This window comes from Pseudomonas sp. P1_F1_2 (genome assembly GCF_056405815.1).
On sequence record NZ_JBFUBK010000099.1, the window covers coordinates 1 to 23819 of the forward strand.

Consider the following 23819-nt stretch of genomic DNA (forward strand, 5'->3'; position numbering starts at 1 on the left):
GCTATACCCAGCGCATGGACTTGCCGATGCTCATTGCCCACCAGTGGATCGACGCCCAGCGGCCAGTGCAACACGACGTTGTTGATCAGGGCAGCGCTGATAAGCGTAAGCAGTATTTCGGTCATGATCGTGCCGGCAAGAACGGGGGCTTTTTAACTCAGCGGTCTAAAAAGCTTAGGCATTATCCGGCAAGGACGGAGGGGGGGCCAGATATGAAAATCCCACAGTCGCGTCAGGCACGACTGTGGGATCGGTTTACCGCAACACGTTTACTTGATGCGCTGACCCGGCTTGGCGCCGCTATCAGGACTGAGCAGGTAGATTTCTTCACCGCCAGGGCCGGCCGCCATCACCATGCCTTCGGAAATGCCGAACTTCATTTTCCGTGGCTTGAGGTTGGCGATCATCATGGTCAGGCGACCATTGAGCTTGGACGGGTCCGGATAAGCGCTCTTGATCCCGGAGAACACGTTGCGTTGCTCGTCACCGATGTCCAGGGTCAGGCGCAACAACTTGTCCGCGCCTTCCACGTGTTCGGCCTTGAGGATCAGTGCGACGCGCAGATCGACGGCAGCAAAGGCGTCGAACTCGATTTCTGGCGACAGGGGATCTTTGGCCAGTTCACCGTTGCCGGCAGGCGTGGTTTCGCCGGTGTCGGTTGCGCTGGCGGTCAGATCTTCTTTGGAAGCATCGCTCATCGCCTGCACTTTCACCGGGTCGATACGAGTCATCAAAGGCTTGAACTCGTTCAACTGATGGTTGCTGAGCAAGGTCGCGTGGTCGTTCCAGGTCAGCGGAGCGACGTTCAGGAACGCTTCGGCGTCGGCTGCCAGCAACGGCAGGACCGGCTTGAGGAAGATCACCAGTTGGCGGAACAGGTTGATGCCCGTGGCGCAGATGGCCTGAACTTCATCCTGCTTGCCTTCCTGTTTGTTCAGCGACCACGGCGCCTTGTCGGCGATCCAGGCGTTGGCGCGGTCGGCCAGGCCCATGATCTCGCGCATGGCGCGGGCGAAGTCGCGGGCTTCATAGGCGTCGGCGATGCTTGGCGCGGCGGCCAGGAAGGCATCGGTCAATTCCGGCGCGGCGTTGGTGTCGACCATCACGCCGGCATTGCCCTTGTTGATGAAACCGGCGCAACGGCTGGCAATGTTGACGACTTTGCCGACCAGGTCCGAGTTGACCTTCTGCACGAAGTCCTCAAGGTTCAGGTCCAGATCGTCGACGCCACGGCTCAACTTGGCCGCGTAGTAATAACGCAGGTATTCCGGCGACAGGTGATCCAGGTAAGTCCGGGCCTTGATGAAGGTGCCGCGCGATTTGGACATTTTCTGACCGTTGACGGTCAGGTAGCCGTGGACGTTGATGCCGGTCGGTTTACGGAAACCGGCGCCTTCGAGCATGGCTGGCCAGAACAGGGCGTGGAAGTTGACGATGTCCTTGCCGATGAAATGGTACAGCTCGGCGGTGGAATCTTTGTTCCAGAACGCGTCGAAATCCAGCTCCGGCGTGCGATCGCAGAGGTTCTTGAAGCTGGCCATGTAGCCGATCGGCGCGTCCAGCCACACGTAGAAGTACTTGCCTGGCTCGCCCGGGATCTCGAAACCGAAGTACGGTGCATCACGGGAGATGTCCCACTGTTGCAGGCCGGCATCCAGCCATTCGGCGATCTTGTTCGCGACGGCGTCTTGCAGCGTGCCGCTGCGGGTCCAGGCTTGCAGCATTTCCTGGAAGTCCGGCAACTTGAAGAAGAAGTGCTGGGAATCCTTGAGCACCGGGGTGGCGCCGGAGATCGCCGACTTCGGATCCTTCAGATCGGTGGGCGCGTAAGTCGCACCGCATTTTTCGCAGTTGTCGCCGTACTGGTCTTCGGTGCCGCATTTCGGGCAGGTGCCCTTGATGAAGCGGTCGGCCAGGAACATTTTCTTTTCCGGGTCGAAGTACTGCGTGATCGAGCGCTGGGCGATGTGCCCGGCGTCGCGCAGCTTCAGGTAGATCTGGCTCGACAGCTCACGGTTTTCTTCGGCGTGAGTGGAGTGGAAGTTGTCGAAGTCCACCAGGAACTCGGCAAAGTCGGCGCTGTGTTCAGCCTGGACGTTGGCGATCAGTTGTTCCGGGGTGATGCCTTCCTTTTCCGCGCGCAGCATGATGGCCGAGCCGTGGGCGTCGTCGGCGCAGACATATATGCATTGATTGCCACGGTGCTTCTGGAAACGCACCCACATATCGGTCTGGATGTATTCCAGCATGTGGCCAAGATGGATCGAACCATTGGCATAGGGCAGGGCGCTGGTGACGAGGATCTTGCGTGGCTCGGACATGGGGCTCGGCTACTTGATGAAACGGAGGTCGGCCACTATAAAGCGCCAGCGCATATTTTTCACCCCCGCGACCGGCACCGCGGACCTTTGTAGCAGCTGCCGAAGGCTGCGTCCGGCGGCGCAGCCGTCGTAAAACCGGACACTGCGGTGTTTCAGGTCATCCGGGTTGCCGGGATACACGACTGCTTCGCAGTCGAACGCAGGCTTCGCCAGCTGCTACAGGTTGCATCTGGCCACAGGATAATTGTCACGTCCTGAAAGCATGCCGTCCGGCCAACAGAACAGGTAGGATACCAGCCTGATTTTCCTGTCTTGCTATCGGAGTTGCCCATGAGCGCCGTCAATCGCGCAGCGGTGGAAGCCGTCCTTCGCCAATACACCGACCCTTACCTGAACCAGGACCCGGTCAGCGCCGGGTGTGTGCGCAACATCGACATCCAGGGCGATCGCGTCAGCGTCCAGTTGGAGTTGGGTTACGCCGCCGGCCTGTTCAAGAGCGGCTGGTCACAGATGCTGCAAATGGCCATCGAAGGCCTGGACGGCGTGACGACTGCTCGCGTCGACATCACCAGCGTGATTGCCGCGCACAAGGCTCAGGCGCAGATTCCGGGGCTGGCGAACGTGAAAAACGTGGTGGCCGTGGCGTCCGGCAAGGGCGGCGTCGGCAAATCCACCACCGCCGCGAACCTGGCGCTGGCGCTGGCCCGTGAAGGCGCCAAAGTGGGGATTCTCGACGCGGACATCTACGGTCCAAGCCAGGGCATCATGTTCGGCATCGCTGAAGGCACCCGACCAAAGGTCAAGGATCAGAAGTGGTTCGTGCCGATCGAGTCCCATGGCGTTGAAGTGATGTCGATGGCGTTCCTGACCGACGACAACACACCAATGGTCTGGCGTGGGCCGATGGTGTCCGGTGCGCTGCTGCAACTAGTCACCCAAACCGCGTGGGGCGACCTGGATTACCTGGTCATCGACATGCCGCCAGGCACGGGTGACATTCAGTTGACCCTGGCACAGAAAGTCCCGGTGGCCGGTGCAGTAATCGTCACGACCCCGCAAGATCTGGCGTTGCTGGACGCGCGCAAGGGCGTGGAGATGTTCCGCAAGGTCAACATCCCGGTGCTGGGCGTGGTCGAAAACATGGCCGTGCACATCTGCTCCAACTGCGGGCATGCCGAGCATTTGTTCGGTGAAGGCGGTGGTGTGAAGCTGGCCAATCAGTATGGCGTTGAACTGCTGGCCTCGTTGCCGCTGTCGATGGTTATCCGCGAGCAGGCCGATGGCGGCAAACCAACGGTGATCGCCGAGCCGGACAGCCAGATTGCCATGGTGTACCAGGAACTGGCCCGTCATGTCGGTGCGCGGATCGTGTTGCAGGAAGCGGTATCGCCGGCGATGCCGAACATCAGCGTCAGCGACGATTGATTCGCTGAATAGATGTTGTAGCAGCTGCCGAGGCACGAGGCTGCGTTGGGCTGCGCAGCGGCCCCCGAGGGCGGTCCTGCGGACACGCAACGCAGCCTCGTACCTCGGCAGCTGCTACAGGGTTTTGGGGGGGCGTTAGATACGCAACCCGCCATCCATCTCCAGGATCCGGCCGGTGTAGTAGTCATTCTCGAAAATGTACGCCGCCGAATGGGCGATCTCTTCCGGTTTTCCCATGCGCTTGAGCGGAATCCCGGCCGTCATTTTCTCCAGTGCTTCGGGCTTCATGCCCAACGTCATCTCGGTCTCGATAAAGCCCGGTGCAATGCCTGCCACGCGGATGCTGTAGCGCGCCAGTTCCTTGGCCCAGGTCACGGTGGCCGCTGCCACGCCAGCCTTGGCGGCGGAGTAGTTGGTCTGGCCGACGTTGCCAGCGCGGGAAATCGACGAGATATTGATGATCGCGCCGCTGTTTTTCAGCTCGACCATTTTGGCCGCGACTTCGCGGGTGCACAGGAACACGCCGGTCAGGTTGACGTCGATGACCGCCTGCCATTGGGCCAGGCTCATCTTGGTCATTTCGCCGTCCTTGACCTTCAACAACAGGCCGTCACGCAAGATGCCCGCGTTGTTGATCAGGCCATGGATCGCGCCGAAATCTTCGGCAACCCGGGCGACCATGTCGCTCACTTGCTCTTCGTTGGCGACGTTGCACAGGTAGCTGCGCGCTTCGGCACCCTTGGCCTTGCACGCCGCGACGGTGTCGTCGAGCTTTTCCTGGTTCAGGTCCACCAGCGCCAGTTTCGCGCCTTTGGCGGCGAAATACTCGGCCATGGAACGACCTAAACCCTGGCATCCGCCAGTGATAATGATTACTTTGTCAGTGAGTTGCATTCGCATGCCCCAATAGCAGGTCAGAGTGGTTTCCTTGAAGAGGGCCTCTCGATCTGCACCTGGCGTGGCCTGGCTGCACATGAGAACTGCCCCGATGGCGTGCTGGATACTTATCCCCAGGTGCCTGTCCGTTTTTATGACGGATTCTATATAAGGAGTCATAAATTGAGCGTTGAAGCGGCCAAGAATGCCCGAGAATTGCTTCTCAAGGAATACCGTGGGGTGCTGTCGACCCATTCCAAGTCCATGCCGGGTTACCCGTTTGGCTCAGTGGTTCCTTACTGCCTGGATGAGCAAGGCCGGCCGCTGATCCTTATCAGCCGCATCGCTCAGCACACTCATAACCTGCAAAAAGATCCGAAATGCTCATTGTTCGTGGGCGAGCGTGAGGCCGATGACGTGCAAGCCGTTGGTCGGCTGACGTACCTCGCCGAAGCAGAAAAGCTAGAAGACGAGGCGGCCATTGAAGCGGCTGCCGAGCGTTACTACCGCTATTTCCCGGAATCGCAGAGCTATCACAAGGCTCACGATTTCGATTTCTGGGTGCTCAAACCCGTGCGTCACCGCTACATCGGCGGCTTCGGCGCGATTCATTGGGTCGATCACCTGACCCTGGCCAACCCGTTTGCCGGCAAAGCCGAAGTGAGCATGGTCGAGCACATGAATGCCGATCACGCCAAAGCCATCGCGCACTACGTCGAACTGGCCGGCCTGCCGAAAACCGAACCGGCGCAACTGGCTGGCATCGACACCGAAGGCATGCATTTGCGCATCGGTCAGGCGCTGTACTGGTTGCCGTTTCAAGCACCTTGTAATACGCCGACACAAGTCCGGGAAGCCTTGGTTTTCCTGGCTCACGCCGAGCATTGGCCCAAAAAAGAAGTCGCCGACGCTTGAATTCACGAAAGGGCGACGTCATCTAAGGCTTACTGGCAAGGCATTCTTGCGTTGAGGAACCATTTGATGCGCCCTTTTTTATTGCTCTTTGTACTGTTCCCGGTGTTGGAGCTGTTCGTATTCGTCAAAGTCAGCGGGGCTATCGGGTTTTTCCCGGCCCTGCTACTGATCATTCTCGGCTCGATGCTCGGCGTTTTTGTGCTGCGCATCGCCGGTCTGGCCACTGCACTGCGTGCCCGTGAAAGCCTGAATCGCGGCGAGTTGCCGGCCCAGACCATGCTCGAAGGCTTGATGCTGGCCCTGGCGGGCGGTCTGTTGATCCTGCCGGGCTTCGTCTCTGATGTGTTGGGCCTGATCTTGTTGATGCCATTCTCTCGTCGCTTACTGGCCAATAAAATGCGCCAGCGCGCCGAAGAACAGGCGATTCGTCAGCGTGCATTTGCCGACGACCTGCAGCCTCGGGGCGGCCCTGCGCCGCGCGAACCACTGGGGCGAGAGCCCAACGTGATCGAAGGCGAGTTCGAACACCACCGTGACACCAAGTAAATCGCGTTATCTGCACGGCACCTTCGGGTGCCGTGTTCGTTTGCGGGGCAGCGTTGTGAAATTTTTTGCTGGCCCGCCCTTGTAATAAGCTTATGCGCCCTTATGTAACGGTCACCGCAAGGTTTCTGGCGATCACGCCAGACAGACTTCCGCGTCTCGCTTGTCGAGCCGCACCCGGCACCGCCGGATTTGTTAAACCCGCCGGGAATACACCGGCCGATGAAAACCACAATTAGGAGAGATCGACAATGAAGCTTCGTCCTCTGCATGACCGCGTCGTCATCCGTCGCAGCGAAGAAGAAAAGAAAACCGCTGGCGGTATCGTCCTGCCAGGTTCGGCTGCTGAGAAAGCCAACAGCGGCGAAATCCTCGCTGTCGGCACCGGCCGCGTGCTGGACAACGGTGAAGTGCGTGCACTGGCCGTTAAAGTGGGTGACAAGGTTGTGTTCGGCCCGTACTCCGGCAGCAACACCGTGAAAGTTGACGGCGAAGACCTGCTGGTAATGGCTGAGAACGAGATTCTCGCTGTTATCGAAGGCTGATTCCCCGCTCATTTTCCCGCTACTACAAAGTATTTAAGGAATATCGATCATGGCTGCTAAAGAAGTTAAATTCGGCGATTCCGCCCGCAAGAAAATGCTCGCCGGTGTCAACGTCCTGGCTGACGCAGTAAAAGCGACCCTGGGCCCTAAAGGCCGTAACGTGATCATCGAGAAGAGCTTCGGCGCTCCGACCATCACCAAGGACGGCGTGTCCGTTGCCAAAGAAATCGAGCTGAAAGATCGCTTCGAAAACATGGGCGCGCAACTGGTCAAAGACGTTGCCTCCCGTGCCAACGATGACGCAGGCGACGGCACCACCACCGCTACCGTTCTGGCTCAATCGATTGTCAACGAAGGCCTGAAAGCCGTCGCTGCCGGCATGAACCCGATGGACCTGAAACGCGGCATCGACAAAGCGACCATCGCTATTGTCAAAGAGCTCAAAGCCCTGTCCAAGCCATGCGCTGACACCAAGGCCATCRCTCAGGTCGGCACCATCTCGGCCAACTCCGACAGCTCCATCGGCGACATCATTGCCGAAGCCATGGAAAAAGTCGGTAAAGAAGGCGTGATCACCGTTGAAGAAGGCTCGGGCCTGGAAAACGAACTGTCGGTTGTTGAAGGCATGCAGTTCGACCGTGGCTACCTGTCCCCGTACTTCGTCAACAAGCCAGAGACCATGACTGCCGAGCTGGACGGTCCGCTGATCCTGCTGGTCGACAAGAAAATCTCGAACATCCGCGAAATGCTGCCAGTACTGGAAGCCGTTGCCAAAGCCGGCCGTCCACTGCTGATCGTGGCCGAAGACGTTGAAGGCGAAGCCCTGGCGACTCTGGTTGTGAACAACATGCGTGGCATCGTTAAAGTCGCAGCCGTCAAGGCTCCAGGCTTCGGCGACCGTCGCAAGGCCATGCTGCAGGACATCGCTGTTCTGACTGGCGGTACCGTCATCTCCGAAGAGATCGGTCTGAGCCTGGAAAGCACTACCCTGGAACACCTGGGTAATGCCAAGCGCGTGATCCTGTCCAAAGAAAACACCACCGTGATCGACGGTGCCGGCGTTGAGGCTGACATCCAGGCTCGCGTACTGCAGATCCGTCAGCAAGTGGCCGACACTTCGTCCGACTACGACCGTGAAAAACTGCAAGAGCGTCTGGCCAAGCTGTCCGGCGGCGTTGCAGTGATCAAGGTTGGCGCGGGTTCCGAAGTTGAAATGAAAGAGAAGAAAGCCCGCGTTGAAGACGCCCTGCACGCTACCCGTGCAGCCGTTGAAGAAGGCGTGGTACCTGGCGGCGGCGTGGCACTGGTTCGCGCTCTGCAGGCTATCTCCGAACTCAAAGGCGACAACGATGACCAGAACGTTGGCATCCAGTTGCTGCGTCGCGCTGTAGAAGCGCCACTGCGTCAGATCGTTGCCAACTCCGGCGACGAGCCAAGCGTAGTGGTCGACAAGGTCAAGCAGGGTTCGGGTAACTTCGGTTACAACGCTGCCACCGGCGAATACGGCGACATGATCGAAATGGGTATCCTGGACCCGGCTAAAGTGACTCGTTCGGCTCTGCAAGCGGCTTCGTCGATTGCCAGCCTGATGATCACCACCGAAGCCATGATCGCCGAGATCAAGGAAGACGGCCCAGCTGGCGGCGGCATGCCAGACATGGGCGGTATGGGCGGCATGGGCGGCATGATGTAAGCCAGCCTCACCCCTGTACTAAAAAACCCCGCCTGCGAAAGCAGGCGGGGTTTTTTATTGCCCTGATTCGGGTAAGTCAGGAGACCTGGTCGCTGCCATCGCGGGCAAGCCGAATCGTCGCACCACCGGTCCCACGAGTTAATGCAGTCCCCTGTAGGAGCTGGGCTTGCCCGCGATGGCGTCAGTTCAGGCGCTAACTGCTTTTGCTTTGGCCACCGACTCAACCCTCAAAGCCGGCCGGTAAAGAACGTAGTAATACGACCCCAGACAAATCAGCCAGCAGAAAATCGCGGTCCACACGTTGTGTGAGAAGAAGTGCGCACCCTGCATCATCCGGCCAATCGAGAACACCGTACCCAGGGATAAGGCGAAGATAAACGCCGCGCGAGCCATGCGCGGACGGCGATCACGCAGCACGAAGAACAGCGCAAACAGAGTAAAACCGGTGGCGGCATGGCCACCAGGCCAGCAGCGGCCGGGCTTATCCGTGTGCGGGCGAGGGCTCAGCAATTCGCTATAGGTTTCGTGGCCGCCAAATTGCTCAAGGCTCCATGGGCATTGCACCGCCGTCACCGCTTTCATGGGCGTGACAAACGAGGTTGCCAGACCCAGAGACAGTACCAGGCAGCCCAGTTCCCGCTTGAACGGTTTGAGCCTGACCACGAAAAAAGAGGTGATATAGCCGATGATCGCAAACACGGAAAAGGCAATGACCACTTGCTTGGCGCGGTCATGCAGGATGTCTTCCAGGAAGTAACTGTGGCGCCCGATGAAGTCTCCCGCCACTGGATCGAAGAACAGCCTGGCAAGGTCCATGTCCAGCGATGTCAGTTCGAGCAACACCAGGATGATCGCCGCAACGGCGGGAACCCCCAGGCACACCCAGAAATTGAGTGGGCGAGGGGCAGGACGGACAACGGTTGATGACATGGTGAATCCTGAACAAGGGAAAAAGCCCCGGGGCATCAGCCCGGGGCGATTCGGTTAACGATCGCTGACTTGACCGGCACCCTCCTTGGGCGCCTTCCAGCCAAGCAGCTGTTGCTTGAAGCCATAACTGGCGGTTTGGTAATAGGTAATCGCACGGGTGATCAACGGATCATCGGCGGTGGCACGGGATTCGCGACTATCTGTCAGCGCTTCATCATGACGTCGCAACCCTTGGCGGGGGCTAAGGATCGCCAGATCCTTGCCGTCAAACAACCCCAGGTGTTGATAATTGCCAACCACCACTCGTGGCGGCAGCGGGTTGTCCTGCAACAGGTTGCGACCAAAGAACGTCGATTCATAGTCCAGGTTCAGCAAGCCCAGCAAGGTGGGCGCGAGGTCAATCTGGCTGGCCAGTTGTGCCGTCTCTCGGGCTTCAATCAACTTGGGTGCGTAAATGAACAGTGGAATCTGATAGTTGGCGATCGGCAAGTCTTCCTTGCCGGCGCTACCCGCCGTGTGGTCAGCGACGAAGACGAAGATTGTATTGTCAAACCATGGCTTTTTGCGTGCCTGCTCAAGGAACTGACCAATGGCGTAGTCGGTGTACTTCACGGCGCCGTCGCGACCATTACCGGATTTGATATCGATCCGATTGTCCGGGTAGGTATAGGGACGGTGATTGGACGTGGTCATCAGTTGCAGCAGAAACGGCTGTTGTTTCGCATAGTCGGCGTCAGCCAGTTTCAGGGTCTGGTTATAAAGGTCTTCGTCGGCCATGCCCCAGGCGTTCTTGAAGTGAATCTCGGCTTCATCGACACTGCTCTGGTCGACCACGCGGTAACCGTTGCCGCTGAAGAACGCGTTCATGTTGTCGAAGTAACCGCGTCCACCGTAAACGAATACGCTGTCGTAACCCACGGCATTGAGCTGTTGGCCCAGGCTGGCAAAACCGCTCTCACGGCCCACGCGCTTGACGATCGAGCGACCTGGCGTTGGCGGGATGGCCAGCGTGATGGCTTCCAGGCCACGGTCAGTACGGGTGCCGGTGGCGTAGAAATTGTTGAAATACAGGCTCTGCTTGCGCAAGGCATCGAGATTGGGTGTCAGGTTGCGCTGGTCACCGTTGCTGCCCATGTACTTGGCGCTGAAGCTTTCGATGGTCACCAACACGATGTTGGGTTTGCGCGGGGTGCCGGGGTTATCGATTTCCCGGCGGATATCTTGTGGGTCCTTGCCGATAAAGCGTGCGTTCGGCTCGCTCAGTTCGGCCCGGATCTGCTTGGCAACCACGTCAGCTGGCAGCGTCTTGTAGAACTGTGGGTAGTCCAGTTCGTTGTTACGGAATGCTGCGAAAAACTGATACGGGCCGTTACTGGCCAGTTCGTTTTGATAGGCGTTACCGCCCTGCGCGCGAGGCGCGTCCTGGCTGAGCAATTGCAGGCTCAAACCGGCAACGATCAGCAGCCCCAAGGCATTGAGCAGCCGCCCGCGCAGTGGCGGCAAAKGGGCGGTCATCGCGGCATTGAACGGTTTGCGCAATACGAAACTCAAGACAACGGCCAACACCGCGAGCAGGCTCAGCAGCTTGCCGATCGGATAGGACTCGAGCAGGTTGTTCAGTACTTCGTCGGAATACACCAGGTAGTCGACGGCGATGAAATTGAAGCGCACGCCGAATTCATCCCAGAACAGCCATTCGGCCACCGCAGTGAACAACATGGCGAACAGACTGACCGTCAGCAGGCCCTGAAGAAACCAGCGATGACCGCGCCGACGCCACAAGGCCGGCGGGCACAACAGCAAGTAGAGGCCCATTGGCAGTGCCGCATAGGCAATAAAGCCCAGGTCATACAGCAAGCCGATGCCGAATACCGACAGGAAGCCGCTGCCGGMCTCATCCAGGTGAGTGAGCAGCAGCACCGTTCGGGTCAGAAAGAAAATGGCCAGCCAGGCGCCGGTCACCAGCAGGAGAAAGCGCATTGGCGCCGTTTTAAAGAAGTCCATTGTGTGTGTATTCCTTATTATCAATGCGCGAAAGTATCAGCCTATCACTGTATTCAGGTTGTGAACCGATAGTGAAAAACTTGTAAGTCCACCCGTTTGGTTGAGTGAATTGATTCTACGACCTGTAACCCTAGCCCTGAGTCACACTTGGCCTTAAGCTGCGCGGGCCAAGACGGCCGTTACTGTGTACGGAGAAGGTGCCCATGCGAATTCTATTGGTTGAAGACAACCGCGACATCCTGGCCAACCTGGCTGATTACCTGGGCCTCAAAGGCTATACCGTGGATTGCGCACAAGACGGTTTGTCCGGCCTGCATCTGGCGGCCACCGAACATTACGACTTGATCGTGCTCGACATCATGCTGCCCGGCATCGACGGCTACACCCTGTGTAAACGCCTGCGTGAAGACGCCCGCCGTGACACGCCGGTGATCATGCTCACCGCTCGCGATCAACTGGATGACCGGCTGCAGGGCTTCAAGTCCGGGGCCGATGATTACCTGATCAAACCGTTTGCCCTGTCTGAACTGGCCGCGCGCATTGAAGCGGTGATGCGCCGCACCCAGGGTGGCGGTCGTCGCACCTTGCAGGTCGCCGATCTGGCCTACGACCTCGATACCCTGGAAGTGACCCGCGAAGGCCGACTGCTGAAGCTCAATCCGGTGGGGTTGAAGCTGCTGGCCGTGCTGATGCAGAAAAGCCCGCACGTGCTGCGCCGCGAAATTCTCGAAGAAGCCCTGTGGGGCGACGACTGCCCGGACAGTGACAGCCTGCGCAGCCACGTTCATCAACTGCGTCAAGTGATCGACAAACCGTTCGCCAAGCCATTGCTGCAAACCGTTCACGGTGTGGGTTATCGCTTGGCCGAGGGCCGTGATGGAGTTTAAACAGAGCCTGGCTCAACGGATCATCATCGCCTTTGCGCTGATGAGCGTGCTGGTGGCCGGCGCCTTCGCCATGGGCATTGTGGCGACCGTGCACGTGGTGGAAGAAAAACTGATTTCATCCGGCCTGGGTGGCGATTTGCAGCGCTTGTTGCTGATGGACAGCATCACGGACTGGAGCCACCGCCCCGAGCCGGACCAGTTGTTCTACTTCAGCGGCGGGGCAGGCGATTTCGAGCTGCCCAAGGATCTGCGCAACCTGGACTCGGGTTTTCACGAGGTGTTTCGCGATCATTTGTCGTATCACGCCATGGTCGAAATCGTCGACGGCCGGCGTTACGTGTTGTTGCAGGACCAAAGCGATTTCGAAGAGCGTGAGCGGGTGCTGTTTGCCGTGGTGCTGGTGGGCTTCGTGCTGAGCCTGGCGCTGGCGGTCTTCCTCGGCTGGGTCCTGGCGCGCAAAGTCATGGCGCCGGTGGTTCGCCTGGCGCGCCAGGTGCGTCACCGCGATCAATTGTTGGGTCTGGCGCCGCCACTGGCACCGGATTATGCCGCTGACGAAGTGGGCGAACTGGCCGTGGCCTTCGACGCCACCCTTGGGCGCTTGCGTCAGGCATTGACCCGCGAGCGGTTGTTTACCAGTGATGTCAGCCACGAACTGCGCACGCCATTGATGGTGCTGGCCAGCTCCTGTGAGCTGCTGTTGGAAAACCCTGGTATTGATCAGCGCGGGCGGGCCCAGGTCGAGCGCATTGCCCGTGCCTGTGAAGAGATGCGGGAACTGGTCCAGACTTTCCTGATGCTGGCGCGCGCGCAGCGTGAAGATGCCAGTATGTCGCCGCAGCAGAACGTCAAGCAGGTAGCCGACGGGCTGCTCAATCTGTGGCGAGAACCTATCGAGACCAAAGGGCTGACGCTGATTGTCGAGCAAGGCTCCCCTCCAACCGCCAGTTACAACGCAACCCTTTTGCATGCGGTGATGGGCAACCTGTTGCGCAATGCTCTGCATTACACCGAGCGCGGTTTCATCCGGTTGACCCTGACGGCTACGGGTTTTCTGGTTGAGGACAGTGGTGTTGGCATTCCCGAAGAAAAGCGCGAGGCGATGTTCGAGCCTTTCGTGCGCGGTTCTGAAAAACGCGGTGAGGGCCTGGGCCTTGGGTTGTCACTGGTGCAGCGGATCTGCGAGAACCAGGGCTGGACGGTCAGCCTGACAACCATGGAGCCTAATGGCTGTCGTTTTCAGGTCGAATTACAGGCGTCAGATGGTGATTAAATGACCTGTTGCGAAGGGATGGCCCTGCGCTATTGTTACGATCCTGTAAAACCCTGAAATGGTTCGGGGGTTTGCTCAACGAAATTTTCACAAATGCATGACCTGTCACCGACACAAAAATACATAAGGTTGGTGACATCAGCATTTCAGGAGACCTGATGATGGACGGCCCGATCAAACTCGATTTTTCCGAAAAGTACGATGATCAACACGCTCAACGCTACCTGCGCAAGCATCAGGACGGCCTCGGTCGCAAGCTGTCCCACTGGCGTGACATACAGCTGGCACGCAAGGCGCTGACACTGGTCGGCGAGCCTGGCCTGGTGCTCGACTTGCCTTGCGGTGCAGGGCGTTTCTGGCCGATGCTGGCGGAAAAAGCCAACCGGGCCATCATCGGCGCAGACAACTCGGAATCGATGGTGAAGATTGCCATGCAGGCGCAACCCGCCGACGTGGTGAAACGGGTACAACCCTTGCACACTTCTGCCTTCGACATCGCCTTGCCAGATAACGCCGTCGACAGCATTTTCTGTATGCGTCTGCTGCACCACATCGGTGATGCCGAGCATCGACTGGCCATTTTGCGCGAATTTCAGCGTGTCTCCCGTGACAGCGTGATCCTTTCGTTGTGGGTGGACGGTAACTTCAAGGCCTGGAAACGCAAGCGCTCAGAAGCGCGACGTGGGCAGGAAGGTTACCAAAACCGGTTTGTGTTACCGGCCGCAACGGTGGAGAAGGAATTCGAGCAAGCGGGTTTCCGTATCCAGGAAAAACTGGACTTTATTCCGCTCTACGCCATGTGGCGCGTTTACGTATTACGCAAGAGGTAACAGGATGGCAGTGCAATGTGCAGCAGAAACGGAAGTCGCTCCAAAGGACCGCTTCGATTTTTTCTGGAGCCAGCGCGGTGAATGGGTAGAAGAACCCAACGTTCGCCGCGGTGGGGAAAGTGGTGTGCAGCGTGTCATGGGCAGCGATGGACAACTGCTCTACGCCAAGCGTCAGACCGGCCATATCTATCGAAGCTGGTTGCACCCGTTTGGCCGCCCTACCGTATTGCGTGAGCAAGATGCACTCATCGGTCTGCGCAAGCTTGACGTGCGTGTTCCGGAAATCGTTTTCTGCGGCGCACAGCGCGACCCTGTACACAAATGGCGCGCATTGCTGGTGACCAAGTCGCTGGATGGCTTCGACGAAATCGAAAAGTGGTACGCCGGTGGTGGTCGAGAGCGTCATGGCGAAGCGGTGAATGATCGTGTGTTGAAAGATCTGGCCGAAAACCTCGCCCGCATGCACAAGGGGCGGTGGCAGCACAGCTGCATCTACATCAAGCATGTGTTTCTGCGGGTCACCGGTGAAGGTGAGTCGGCCAAGGTCGAAATTGCCTTGATCGACCTGGAGAAGTGCCGACAGCGTATGACGGCTTATCAGGCGGCTGCACATGACATGAAGCAACTGCGTCGCCACTCGTCGTTCAGCGCTGCGGACTGGAAAAAACTCGTCTACTTTTATGAGACGGCGTTTGGCAGCGCTATCAAGGGTTTATAGCGATGAAACTAGAAATTGCACGAGGTTTGTTTTTAGTTGGAGCCTTGGCAGTTGCTACTTTGGCGGTGGCTGCCTGGGAGCAGCCTCGCACGCAGGTCCTCAGTTCAGTGAGCAGCGATGCTCACTGTCCAATTCCACGGGCAATCAAAGCCTCCTCAGCAGCGCAACCCGACCACGATCTGTTGTTGCTCATGTTCGGACTTGCTCAGGGAATGAGGCCGCAAAGTTGACCCGATTGAAACCAAAATAAAAGGCCTCGCATCTGCGAGGCCTTTTTTATTGCCCGATTTCCAAGCTGCTGTTGGATCGTTCCCACGCTCTGCGTGGGAACGAGCATCAGCCGGGCGGTCATGCGCGTTCTTTAGCGTCGGGTTTGGCCAGCAATGTGTAGATGCACGGCAACACGAACAACGTAAACAACGTCCCGATCGACATCCCCGTAGCGATCACCGTGCCGATATCAAACCGGCTGACCGCCCCCGCGCCCGTCGCGATGATCAACGGCACCATGCCGAACACCATCGCTGCCGTGGTCATCAGTACAGGGCGAAGTCGAATCGCCGCGGCTTCCTCGACCGCTTCACGAGCCGTCAGCCCTTTTTCCTTGCGCAACAGGTTGGCGAACTCGACGATCAAAATCCCGTGCTTGCTGATTAGCCCGATCAGGGTCACCAACCCGACCTGGGTGTAAATGTTCATGCTCGACCAGCCCAGGAACAGCGGGATCAACGCGCCRCAAATCGACAGCGGCACGGTCACCAGAATCACCAGCGGGTCGCGAAAGCTTTCAAACTGCGCGGCCAGTACCAGGAAAATGATCGCCAGTGCCAGGGCGAAGGTCACCCACAGCGCACTGCCTTCCTGAACGTATTGCCGCGATGCCCCGGCATAGTCGACGGCGAAGCCCGCCGGCGCTTCTTCCCGGGCGATCTGCCGCACGACCTCGATGGCTTCGCCCATGCTGACCAGCGGTACCCCTGAAAGGATGGCCGAGTTGAGTTGCTGGAACTGGTTCAACTGCCGTGGCCGCGCACGGTCGGTCACGGTGATCAGGGTCGACAGGGCCAGCAATTCGCCCTTGGTGTTCTTCACGTAATAGTTGTTCAGCCAGTCCGGATTGTCCCGGAAGGGGCGTTCGACCTGCGCGATGACCTTGTAGCTGCGCCCCTCAATGGTGAAACGGTTGATTTCCGCCTCCCCCAGCAACGTCGCCAGCGTTCCGCCCAGGTCTTGCATGGACACACCCATCTGCGCGGCCTTGGCGCGGTCGATATCGACCACCACCTCGGGCTTGTCGAAGGCCAGGTCGACGTCGACGAAGGCGAACTTGCCGGACTCCATGGCGCGCTTTTTCACCCGGTCCATCACTTGCAGCAGCAACTCGTAATCGTTGGCGGTATTGATGACGAACTGAAACGGCAGGCCCTGGCCGGTGCCGGGCAGGGAGGGCAGGTTGAAACCGAAAATCTGCAAGCCCGGGATGCTTTCCAGTTTGGCCTGGACGTCGGGCAGGATCTGCATTTGAGTGCGGTCGCGCTCGTTCCACGGCTTGAGCAAGAAGCCGCCGATCCCTGATTGCACGCCGTTGAAACCGTTGATCTGGAACGAAGAGTAGTACTCGGGAAACGCCTTGAAGATCGTGACGAACTCGTCGGTGTAGGTGTTCAGGTAATCGAGGTTGGTCGGTTGCGGTGCGCTGGCCATCATGAAAATGATGCCCTGATCCTCGTCCGGCGCCAGTTCCGATTTGGTGAACTTGAGCAGTACCGGAATCAGGCACAGCACAATCACGGCGAACACCAGCACAACTGGCCGGGTGTTGAGCGTGCCGTGCAGCATGCTTTGATAACGACGCTTGAGGCTTTCGAAAATCAGGTCCAGGCGGTGGGCCAGGCCGCTGGGGTTTTCATCGTGACGCAGCAGCAGTGCGCACATCATTGGTGACAAGGTCAGGGCAATGATCCCGGAGATCACCACCGCGCCGGCCAGCGTCAGGGCAAACTCCTTGAACAGCGCCCCCGTCAGCCCCGTCAGAAAGCCGATCGGCGCGTAGACCGCCGCCAGGGTGATGGTCATGGAAACCACCGGCATGGCGATTTCCCGGGCGCCTTCGATGGCCGCATCGAACGGTGTCTTGCCTTCCTCGATGTGCCGGTGGATGTTTTCCACCACCACAATGGCGTCGTCCACCACCAGGCCGATGGCCAATACCATCGCCAGCAGGGTCAGCAGGTTGATCGAATACCCCATCATCTGCATGAAGAACATCACGCCGATCATCGACAACGGGATAGTAACCACCGGGATCACGACGGAACGGAATGCGCCGAGGAACAGGAACACCACCACAATCACGATCAGCACCGCCTCGAACAGGGTTTTCACCACTTCGTCGATCGAGGCCTGGATGAACAGCGTGGCGTCGTAGGCAATCTCGGCCTTGAGGTTAGGCGGCAGCTGGGCGTCCAGTTGCGGCATGATCTTGCGCACTTCCTTGATCACGTCCAGCGGGTTGGCGCCGGGCGTGGCCTTGATGCCGATGTACACCGAGGGCGTGCCGCCGAAGGAGCTGATGGTGTCGTAGTTTTCCGCGCCCATTTCAACCCGCGCCACATCACGCAACAGTACACGGCTGTCGCCATCGACCTTCAAGGGAATGGCCGCAAAGGCCTCGGCGGACTTGAGCTCGGTGTTGGCGTTGATGCTGGTCACCACGTACTCGCCTTTCACTTCGCCGGCGGCGGAGAGGAAGTTGTACTGGCGCACCGCGTTGGTCACGTCGCTGGCGCTCAAGCCGAAGCCGGCGAGTTTTACCGGGTCCAGCCACAGGCGCATGGCAAAGACCTGATTGCCGAGAATCTCGGCTTCGGCCATGCCCGGCAAGGTCGCCAGTTTCGGCTGGATGACCCGCGACAGGTAGTCGGTGATCTGCGGGTTGCTCAGCTCCTTGCTGAAGTAACTGATGTACATCAGCGCCGAGGCGTCGGCGGCTTCCTTGCTCAGTACCGGGTCTTCGGCGTCCTGGGGCAGTTGGTTCTTCACTTCGTTGGCCTTGGCCAACAGCTCGGTGAACAAACGGTCGGTGTTGGCGCCGATGCGCGCGTAGATCGAGATGACCGAGAAGTTCTGGCGACTGACCGAGGTCATGTAGTCGATCCCCTCGGCGCTGGCCAGGCTTTGCTGCATCGGTTGGGTAATGTAGCCCTGAATGGTTTCGGCGTTGGCCCCGGGGTACGCCGTCGTCACCGTGATCAGGGCGTTTTCCATTTGCGGGTATTGGCGCAGCGGCAGTTTGCTCCAGGCCTGAAAGCCCAGCAGCACAATCAACAGGCTGACCACGGTAGCGAGGACCGGGCGGCGGATGAACGGGTCGGTAAAAGCCATGGGGATTCCTTGATCAGTCCGCGCGCGGCGGACTGTTCTTCTCGGCTAGGGTCTTGTCGTCGCTGATCGCGATGTGCGCACCGTTGTCCAGTTTGATCTGGCCGGCCGTGACCACTTTTTCGCCGTTCTGCACACCTTTGGTAACGATCACCAGCCCCTCGCGGCGTTCACCGGTTTCGACGAAACGCCGTTCGGCGACCAGGATCGGCTCGCCTTTGTCGTCCTTCTCGACGCTGCCATCTTCAGCTTTTTTCTGCGCGGCCACGTACACCGAATTGCCGTAGAGGGTGTAGGTGATCGCGCTTTCCGGTACGACGATGCGTGGCTGCGGGTTGGGCAGCAACACGTCCAGGTTGGCGAACATGCCTGGCATCAATTTGCCGTCGGGATTGGCCAGGGTGGCGCGCACTTGCACGTTACGCGTGCTGTTCTCGACTTTCGGGTTGATCGCACTGATGGTCCCGGGAAACTGCTGCGCCGGATACGCCGCGACAATGATTTGCACCGGCTGGCCGACCGCGATTTTCGGCACGGACTGCTCAGGCACGAAAAAGTCGGCGTAGAGACTGCTGAGGTCTTGCAGGGTGGCAATCATGGTGCCGGTGGCGACATAGTCGCCGACGTCCACCTGGCGAATGCCGATGGTCCCGCTGAACGGCGCATGAATGCTTTTTTTGCCGAGTGCGGCCCTGAGCTGATTGACCGTAGCCTTGCTCTTTTTCAGCACGGCCGAGAGGCGATCGAACTCGCCTTTGGAAATGGCCTGGCTGCCGACCAGTTGACTGCCACGGGAGTAATCGACCATGGCCAACCCGAGATCGGCCTGAGCCGTTTCCAGCAGGGCGGTTTCCACGGCGCTGTCGAGCTGGACGATGGGCTGGCCGGCCTTGACCTTCTGTCCGGACTGGAACTGTACGTCCGTGACCGTGCCGTCAGTCTCCAGGCTCAGGTCCACCCCTTGCAGCGCCTTGAGAGTGCCGACGGTCGGCAGGCGCGCTTGCCACGGCCGCTCGATTGCCGTGGCCACGGCGACGTTGACCGGCGGCTTTGGCGCGGAGAAGCCTTGAATCATCGTGTAGATGGAGAAGGCTTTGTAAGCGGCCAGGACCAGTACAATCAGCAGCACAACACCCAACATGATCAGCATGCGGCGACGCAGCATATTTCCAGTTCCTTGGAGAAAATCAGGTGAGACAGGCAGGCACATTACCCCGAGTGCGCGGGTGATTCCAACTGGCAGAATTTACAGGCAAGCGCAAAACCTGTAGGAGCCGAGCTTGCTCGCGATAGCGGTGTGTCAGTAACCGCGATGCTGGATGTGCAGCCGCCATCGCGAGTAAGCTCGGCTCCTACAAGGGCCGGGTGTATCAGATGAGGTGCAGGTGGTTGTCCCAGAGCCCCGCAGGCAACTCAAGGGGTTTTGCAACAAGGTTTGTCTGACGGCAATCGTAGTACCGGCAGCGTCCCTGCCCGGACGTCACGACAAACCCATCGGCCACCGCACCAACCCCGGCGCAATCGGGAAGTGGCGCGTCCAGGCGCACTTCGCCGCTGTCCAGGTCCCAAATGAAAAAGCGGTTACCCCGTGGCGCCGTCAACGCCACCAGGCGCAGATCGCTGTGCACCGCGACGCTGGCGGTGTAATGCCCCATGGCCTGCAATTGATGTTCGGGCACCGGGAACGCTACGAATGGCTGGCCCGGACGCTTGATCGCCAGCAACTCCGAAGACTCGTGGGAAGGCCCCATGAATTGCTGACCGGCGACGATCGTGCCGTCGCTGGYGATGCCCAGGTGGCGCACGCTGTTCATCTGTTGGGCCAGGGTTTCCTTGCTCAACAGAGTGCCGTCGCGTTGCATCAGCACCAGGCTCGGCTCCATGGCATTGAGGTTCATCTCGACCCGGCTTTCGGCCTCGGTGCGAATGCCGCCGTTGGCCACGACCAGGGTTTCCCCATCAGGCATCCACGACACCTGATGCGGGCCAAGGCCATGCGTCGAGAGTTCACCGCTGTGCACCAGCCGTTCACCTTCGAACTTATACACACCCAGCAAGCCGCGACCCGGATCGGAGGTATCGTTCTCGGTGGCGTACAGCCAGTCACCGCTCTTGTGAATCACGGCATGGCCGTAGAAGTGCCGGTTTGGCTGCGAAACGATGGTCTGCAGTAACGTGCCGTCGCGCAGGTCGATCAGGTAGCTTTCGGTGCCCGGACGACGGGCGACGAACAGCGCGATCGGCTGCGTCGGGTGATTGATGATGTCATGGCAACGCTGGCCGACCTGGGTGGCGAACACCCGGGTGCCGTCCAGCCGATAACCGACGGCGTAATGCTTGCCATCGGTATCGTCCCGCGCCGACAGCAGCAACGGGCTTTTGTCCTTTTGCTTGAACAGCGTCCAGCCGCCCAGTGTCACTGCTCCCAGCAGCAAACTACCTAAAGTCAGAGCCTGACGTCGCAGCATGGCACTCGCCCTCATCAGTCACCGTCGTTGGCGTTGAAGCCCAGTTGAATGCCCAACGCCTTGGCCAGGTCGCCTTCGTGCAGGCGATGGACAACGTTGAGGCTGTCGTAGAGATCGTTGAGCTGCTGGCGGCCGGCGTCGTCTTTGAGCATTTCGGTCAGCGAGCGTTGATTGCTGGCGAACAGTTTCAGTGCGGCGGCGTAGGCAGCATCAATTTTGTCGGCCAATGGCTTTTGCTCAGCCGGCAACAGGCCGCGCAGGCCTTTGTTGTCGACGCCTTCCCACACGGTTTTGGCCGCGGCGAGGCTGGTTTCGATACCGGTCAGGGACGACTGGCTGCGCCATGCATCAGCCTGGAACGGCTGCGGCACGCCCTTGCTCTGACGGCCCATCGGCGTGCCGAGTTTTTTCTTCAAGGTGTCGATGGCGGTGACTTGTACACGCAGCAAATCGGCGATGGCTTCGTGGGAGTCGGCGTAGCGCTGGTTCGGGAACTTGCTCAATTGTGCGAGCATGCCGTCGGTGCTGTTCCAGCTTTGCAGAATCTCTTCGGCCAGCTGTTTCTGACGCTCGCCAATCGCTTTCAGCAGTGGGCAGTACTTGGCTTTTTGCGCGTCGTTGGCCACGTCTGGCTTGCTGTCGAACAGAATGTATTCATAGGCCGAGAGCCCCTGAACCACCACGCTGGACTTGGCCAGGGCCGCTGCATCGATCTGCGGCTGGGCGCTGACCAGTTGTTCGACCTGACGRCCGACCAGGTTCTTCTTGTCTGGCCAGAACTGCACCTGCCACGAACGGTTACCCTCGGCCAACGGACCGATCAGCAGCGGTTGCAGCTCGGCCCAGGCTTTCTGTGCGTGCAGGAAATCAGCGCGGGCGGTGTCGAGGTTTTCCTTGCCTTCGCAGTAGGCGAGGGCGCTGACAGCCAGTTGGCGGTCGGCTTCAACCCAGCGGGTGTAAGTCGGCAGGATCACCGACTTGGCGATGGCGGCCGATGTCACGGCTTGCGGGTCCTGCGGTGAACAGGCGCCCAGTGCGAGTGCTGCAAGGCTGGTGAACAACAGTTTGGGGCGGAACATGTCGGGCTCCCGATTCTTTATAAGTGTTTAAAGTGAGTTCAAAAATGCCAGCAACGCAGTGCGTTGTTCGGCATTGAAAGACAAAACCTGTTGCTGCGCGGCCGTCGCTTCACCGCCATGCCAGAGCACGGCTTCGAGCAGATTGCGTGCGCGGCCATCATGCAAAAACTGGGTATGGCCACTGACCGCCTGTGTCAGGCCGATGCCCCACAACGGCGGCGTGCGCCAGTCGCGGCCACTGGCCTGGAATTCACTGCGGTTGTCGGCCAGACCGTCGCCCATGTCATGCAGCAGCAAATCGCTGTATGGGCGAATCACTTGATTGGCCAGTTCAGGTTCGGCGGCGTTGGCGGCGGTGGTGTACGTCGGTGTGTGACAGGACTGGCATCCAGCCTGATAGAACAGGTTTTTGCCGGCCAGGACGTCGGGCGCACCGACATCGCGGCGGGCCGGTACGGCAAGGTTGCGGGTGTAGAACAGCACCAGACGCAAAATGTTATCGCTGACTTCCGGCTCGCCATCGGGGCCGGTGCCATTGGGCGCCTGTTTGCAGGCGGTTTGCGCATCGGTGCAGTCATCGAAGGGTCTGAGGCTCGTCGTGAGGCCCATATCGCCGGAAAACGCGTGAACATTTTGTTGATTGAGGTTCGGTTGCCCGGCTTTCCAGCCAAATCGCCCGAGAACGGTCTTCTGTTGCACGTCATCCCAGACCTGGTTCGGACGTCCGGCGATGCCGTTTTTGGCCTTCGCCTGCGCCTCGGCATTGGCCAGGATCGTCTCCTCGGGGATCGCTTCAAGCAAGCCCAGGCCAATCATTGGCGGTGCGACACGTGCCGAGAAACGGGTGTCAGGGTGCATCGGGCCGTAGCCCAATTGAGTGATGTTCAGCCGCGGTTTACGCAGTTCAATTTCAGTGCCGTCCTTGAAACGCACCGCAACGGGCGTGTAATCAACGCGCACTTTGCCTTCCGGCGCGACACCGGGCACGGCCATGTCCTGGAGCTGCCCGCCATAGACCGGCTCCGGCACCACGCCAAGCTGCTCGATGACGTGAGCATAGGCCGGCGCATTGGGGATCGACAGGCGCACCAGCATCGACACGGCGTTCGGCGCATCCGGCGTCGGCGGATGGCCGCGACCGTCCTTGATGTGGCAGCCCTGACAGGCATTGGTGTTGAACAACGGGCCGAGGCCGTCACGGGCGGTGGTGGTCGACGGCGCGATCACCCAGGGGCTGCGGAAGAAACTGTTGCCGACGCTGAAGTCCACGCGCCGTGACGGCGGCAGATTGGCGGACGGCAGGGAAAACGAGTTCTGATCGGTCTTGCGTACGGTCGCGCTGCCACCGGAACGGGCTTCACCGGGTTCGGCCTTGGTAAAACGCGGGGCGTCATCGCAGGCACTCAGGCCCAGGGCCAGCAACAGTGCGGACAAGCGAAGAGGCAGCGGGGGCATCAGACATCCTGCAAGGCGAGCAAAACAAGGGCGCAAAGTCTAACAGGGGATGGGAATTTGAATAAGAGGAATTATCGTTTGCTTGATCTGGCGCAGGGTGATCGTTCCCACGCTCTGCGTGGGAATGCCTCAACGGACGCTCCGCGTTCGGCTTTTGGTGTGACGCGGAGCGTCACGGGCTGCATTCCCACGCAGAGCGTGGGAACGATCGGATCGGTGGTTGGCAGGTATGAAAAAGGCGACCCGAACAGACTGTGTGAAAACCTAGCAATCTGCGCAAAGCTCAAAGAAAATGCTCCGTATCGAAAGATACGGAGCATTTTTCGTTATGGCTTACATCCAAGGTGAGTCCCGTAGCCAGACCAGTCTGTTCCCGGTCTCGCTGGAAGAACTGATCCCCGAGGATCATCTCGTTCGGGTTATTGACCTGTACGTCGCCAAGCTGGATCTGGTGCAACTGGGCTTTGATAAAGCGC

The 23819-nt window shown here is 59.3% G+C and carries 19 protein-coding genes and 2 pseudogenes; 11 read left to right on the top strand and 10 right to left on the bottom strand.

Going from position 1 to position 23819, the window contains the following annotated elements; all coding sequences use genetic code 11:
* Both AC1D2P_RS24060 and metG read right to left on the bottom strand, forming a co-directional pair.
* A pseudogene (locus AC1D2P_RS24060) lies at positions 1–125 on the bottom strand (NADH:quinone oxidoreductase); the annotation flags it as partial.
* 144 nt (positions 126–269) lie between these two features.
* Positions 270–2321: a methionine--tRNA ligase gene (metG, locus tag AC1D2P_RS24065; protein WP_477758033.1), complete on the bottom strand. Its 2052-nt coding sequence runs from the start codon at positions 2319–2321 to the stop codon at positions 270–272.
* A 330-nt stretch (positions 2322–2651) separates the two neighbouring features.
* On the opposite strand from metG, the gene apbC reads away from it, so the two are divergent.
* Entirely contained in the window at positions 2652–3746 is a 1095-nt protein-coding gene (gene apbC / locus AC1D2P_RS24070) for an iron-sulfur cluster carrier protein ApbC (protein ID WP_046026470.1), read from the top strand.
* A gap of 135 nt (positions 3747–3881) precedes the next feature.
* On the opposite strand, the gene AC1D2P_RS24075 is transcribed toward apbC, so the two are convergent.
* Positions 3882–4640: an SDR family oxidoreductase gene (locus AC1D2P_RS24075; RefSeq protein WP_477758034.1), complete on the bottom strand. Its 759-nt coding sequence runs from the start codon at positions 4638–4640 to the stop codon at positions 3882–3884.
* A 165-nt stretch (positions 4641–4805) separates the two neighbouring features.
* Here AC1D2P_RS24075 and AC1D2P_RS24080 point away from each other — a divergent pair, with 165 nt between their 5' ends.
* The 4 genes from AC1D2P_RS24080 to groL all read left to right on the top strand — a co-directional run bounded on the left by AC1D2P_RS24080 (position 4806) and on the right by groL (position 8318).
* On the top strand, positions 4806–5537 hold the full coding sequence (locus tag AC1D2P_RS24080) for a HugZ family pyridoxamine 5'-phosphate oxidase (RefSeq protein WP_046026468.1): 732 nt from the start codon (positions 4806–4808) through the stop codon (positions 5535–5537).
* Positions 5538–5603: 66 nt separating this feature from the next.
* Entirely contained in the window at positions 5604–6083 is a 480-nt protein-coding gene (locus AC1D2P_RS24085; protein WP_258667027.1) for an FxsA family protein, read from the top strand.
* 248 nt (positions 6084–6331) lie between these two features.
* A complete protein-coding gene (locus AC1D2P_RS24090; protein WP_019827816.1) occupies positions 6332–6625 on the top strand; it encodes a co-chaperone GroES in 294 nt (97 codons plus the stop codon).
* 49 nt (positions 6626–6674) lie between these two features.
* Positions 6675–8318, top strand: a complete 1644-nt coding sequence (gene groL, locus AC1D2P_RS24095) for a chaperonin GroEL (RefSeq protein ID WP_477811621.1) — start codon at positions 6675–6677, stop codon at positions 8316–8318.
* Between the two features lie 186 nt (positions 8319–8504).
* On the opposite strand, the gene AC1D2P_RS24100 is transcribed toward groL, so the two are convergent.
* Together AC1D2P_RS24100 and AC1D2P_RS24105 are read right to left on the bottom strand one after the other, a co-directional pair.
* Positions 8505–9248 carry a phosphatase PAP2 family protein gene (locus tag AC1D2P_RS24100; protein WP_258667024.1) on the bottom strand — a complete coding sequence of 248 codons (744 nt, stop codon included), beginning with the start codon at positions 9246–9248 and terminating at the stop codon, positions 8505–8507.
* A 54-nt stretch (positions 9249–9302) separates the two neighbouring features.
* Positions 9303–11252: an LTA synthase family protein gene (locus tag AC1D2P_RS24105; RefSeq protein ID WP_477811622.1), complete on the bottom strand. Its 1950-nt coding sequence runs from the start codon at positions 11250–11252 to the stop codon at positions 9303–9305.
* 203 nt (positions 11253–11455) lie between these two features.
* On the opposite strand from AC1D2P_RS24105, the gene colR reads away from it, so the two are divergent.
* The 5 genes from colR (at position 11456) to AC1D2P_RS24130 (ending at position 15190) form a co-directional block, all read left to right on the top strand.
* Positions 11456–12139, top strand: coding sequence for a two-component system response regulator ColR (colR, locus tag AC1D2P_RS24110; RefSeq protein ID WP_046026458.1), 684 nt, complete (start codon positions 11456–11458; stop codon positions 12137–12139).
* Positions 12129–13412, top strand: coding sequence for a sensor histidine kinase (locus AC1D2P_RS24115; RefSeq protein WP_109785036.1), 1284 nt, complete (start codon positions 12129–12131; stop codon positions 13410–13412). The genes colR and AC1D2P_RS24115 overlap by 11 nt, the downstream gene beginning before the upstream one ends.
* Before the next feature lie 161 nt (positions 13413–13573).
* Positions 13574–14242, top strand: a complete 669-nt coding sequence (locus AC1D2P_RS24120; RefSeq protein WP_046026456.1) for a class I SAM-dependent methyltransferase — start codon at positions 13574–13576, stop codon at positions 14240–14242.
* A gap of 4 nt (positions 14243–14246) precedes the next feature.
* Positions 14247–14960, top strand: coding sequence for a lipopolysaccharide kinase InaA family protein (locus tag AC1D2P_RS24125; protein WP_046026455.1), 714 nt, complete (start codon positions 14247–14249; stop codon positions 14958–14960).
* Between the two features lie 2 nt (positions 14961–14962).
* Positions 14963–15190, top strand: coding sequence for a hypothetical protein (locus AC1D2P_RS24130; protein WP_077431350.1), 228 nt, complete (start codon positions 14963–14965; stop codon positions 15188–15190).
* Positions 15191–15308: 118 nt separating this feature from the next.
* Here the strand turns inward: AC1D2P_RS24130 and AC1D2P_RS24135 are convergent, their stop codons facing one another.
* From AC1D2P_RS24135 to AC1D2P_RS24155, 5 genes are all read right to left on the bottom strand, one after another.
* Positions 15309–18344, bottom strand: a complete 3036-nt coding sequence (locus AC1D2P_RS24135) for a multidrug efflux RND transporter permease subunit (RefSeq protein WP_258667020.1) — start codon at positions 18342–18344, stop codon at positions 15309–15311.
* A 13-nt stretch (positions 18345–18357) separates the two neighbouring features.
* Positions 18358–19506 carry an efflux RND transporter periplasmic adaptor subunit gene (locus AC1D2P_RS24140; RefSeq protein WP_046026453.1) on the bottom strand — a complete coding sequence of 383 codons (1149 nt, stop codon included), beginning with the start codon at positions 19504–19506 and terminating at the stop codon, positions 18358–18360.
* 205 nt (positions 19507–19711) lie between these two features.
* Positions 19712–20809, bottom strand: a complete 1098-nt coding sequence (locus AC1D2P_RS24145; protein ID WP_477811623.1) for a DUF1513 domain-containing protein — start codon at positions 20807–20809, stop codon at positions 19712–19714.
* Between the two features lie 14 nt (positions 20810–20823).
* The gene (locus tag AC1D2P_RS24150) at positions 20824–21888 is read right to left on the bottom strand and encodes an imelysin family protein (protein ID WP_046026451.1); all 1065 of its coding nucleotides are present in this window, start codon (positions 21886–21888) and stop codon (positions 20824–20826) included.
* 27 nt (positions 21889–21915) lie between these two features.
* On the bottom strand, positions 21916–23343 hold the full coding sequence (locus AC1D2P_RS24155; RefSeq protein ID WP_477758035.1) for a di-heme oxidoreductase family protein: 1428 nt from the start codon (positions 23341–23343) through the stop codon (positions 21916–21918).
* A 328-nt stretch (positions 23344–23671) separates the two neighbouring features.
* Here AC1D2P_RS24155 and AC1D2P_RS24160 point away from each other — a divergent pair.
* A pseudogene (locus AC1D2P_RS24160) lies at positions 23672–23819 on the top strand (IS5/IS1182 family transposase); the annotation flags it as partial.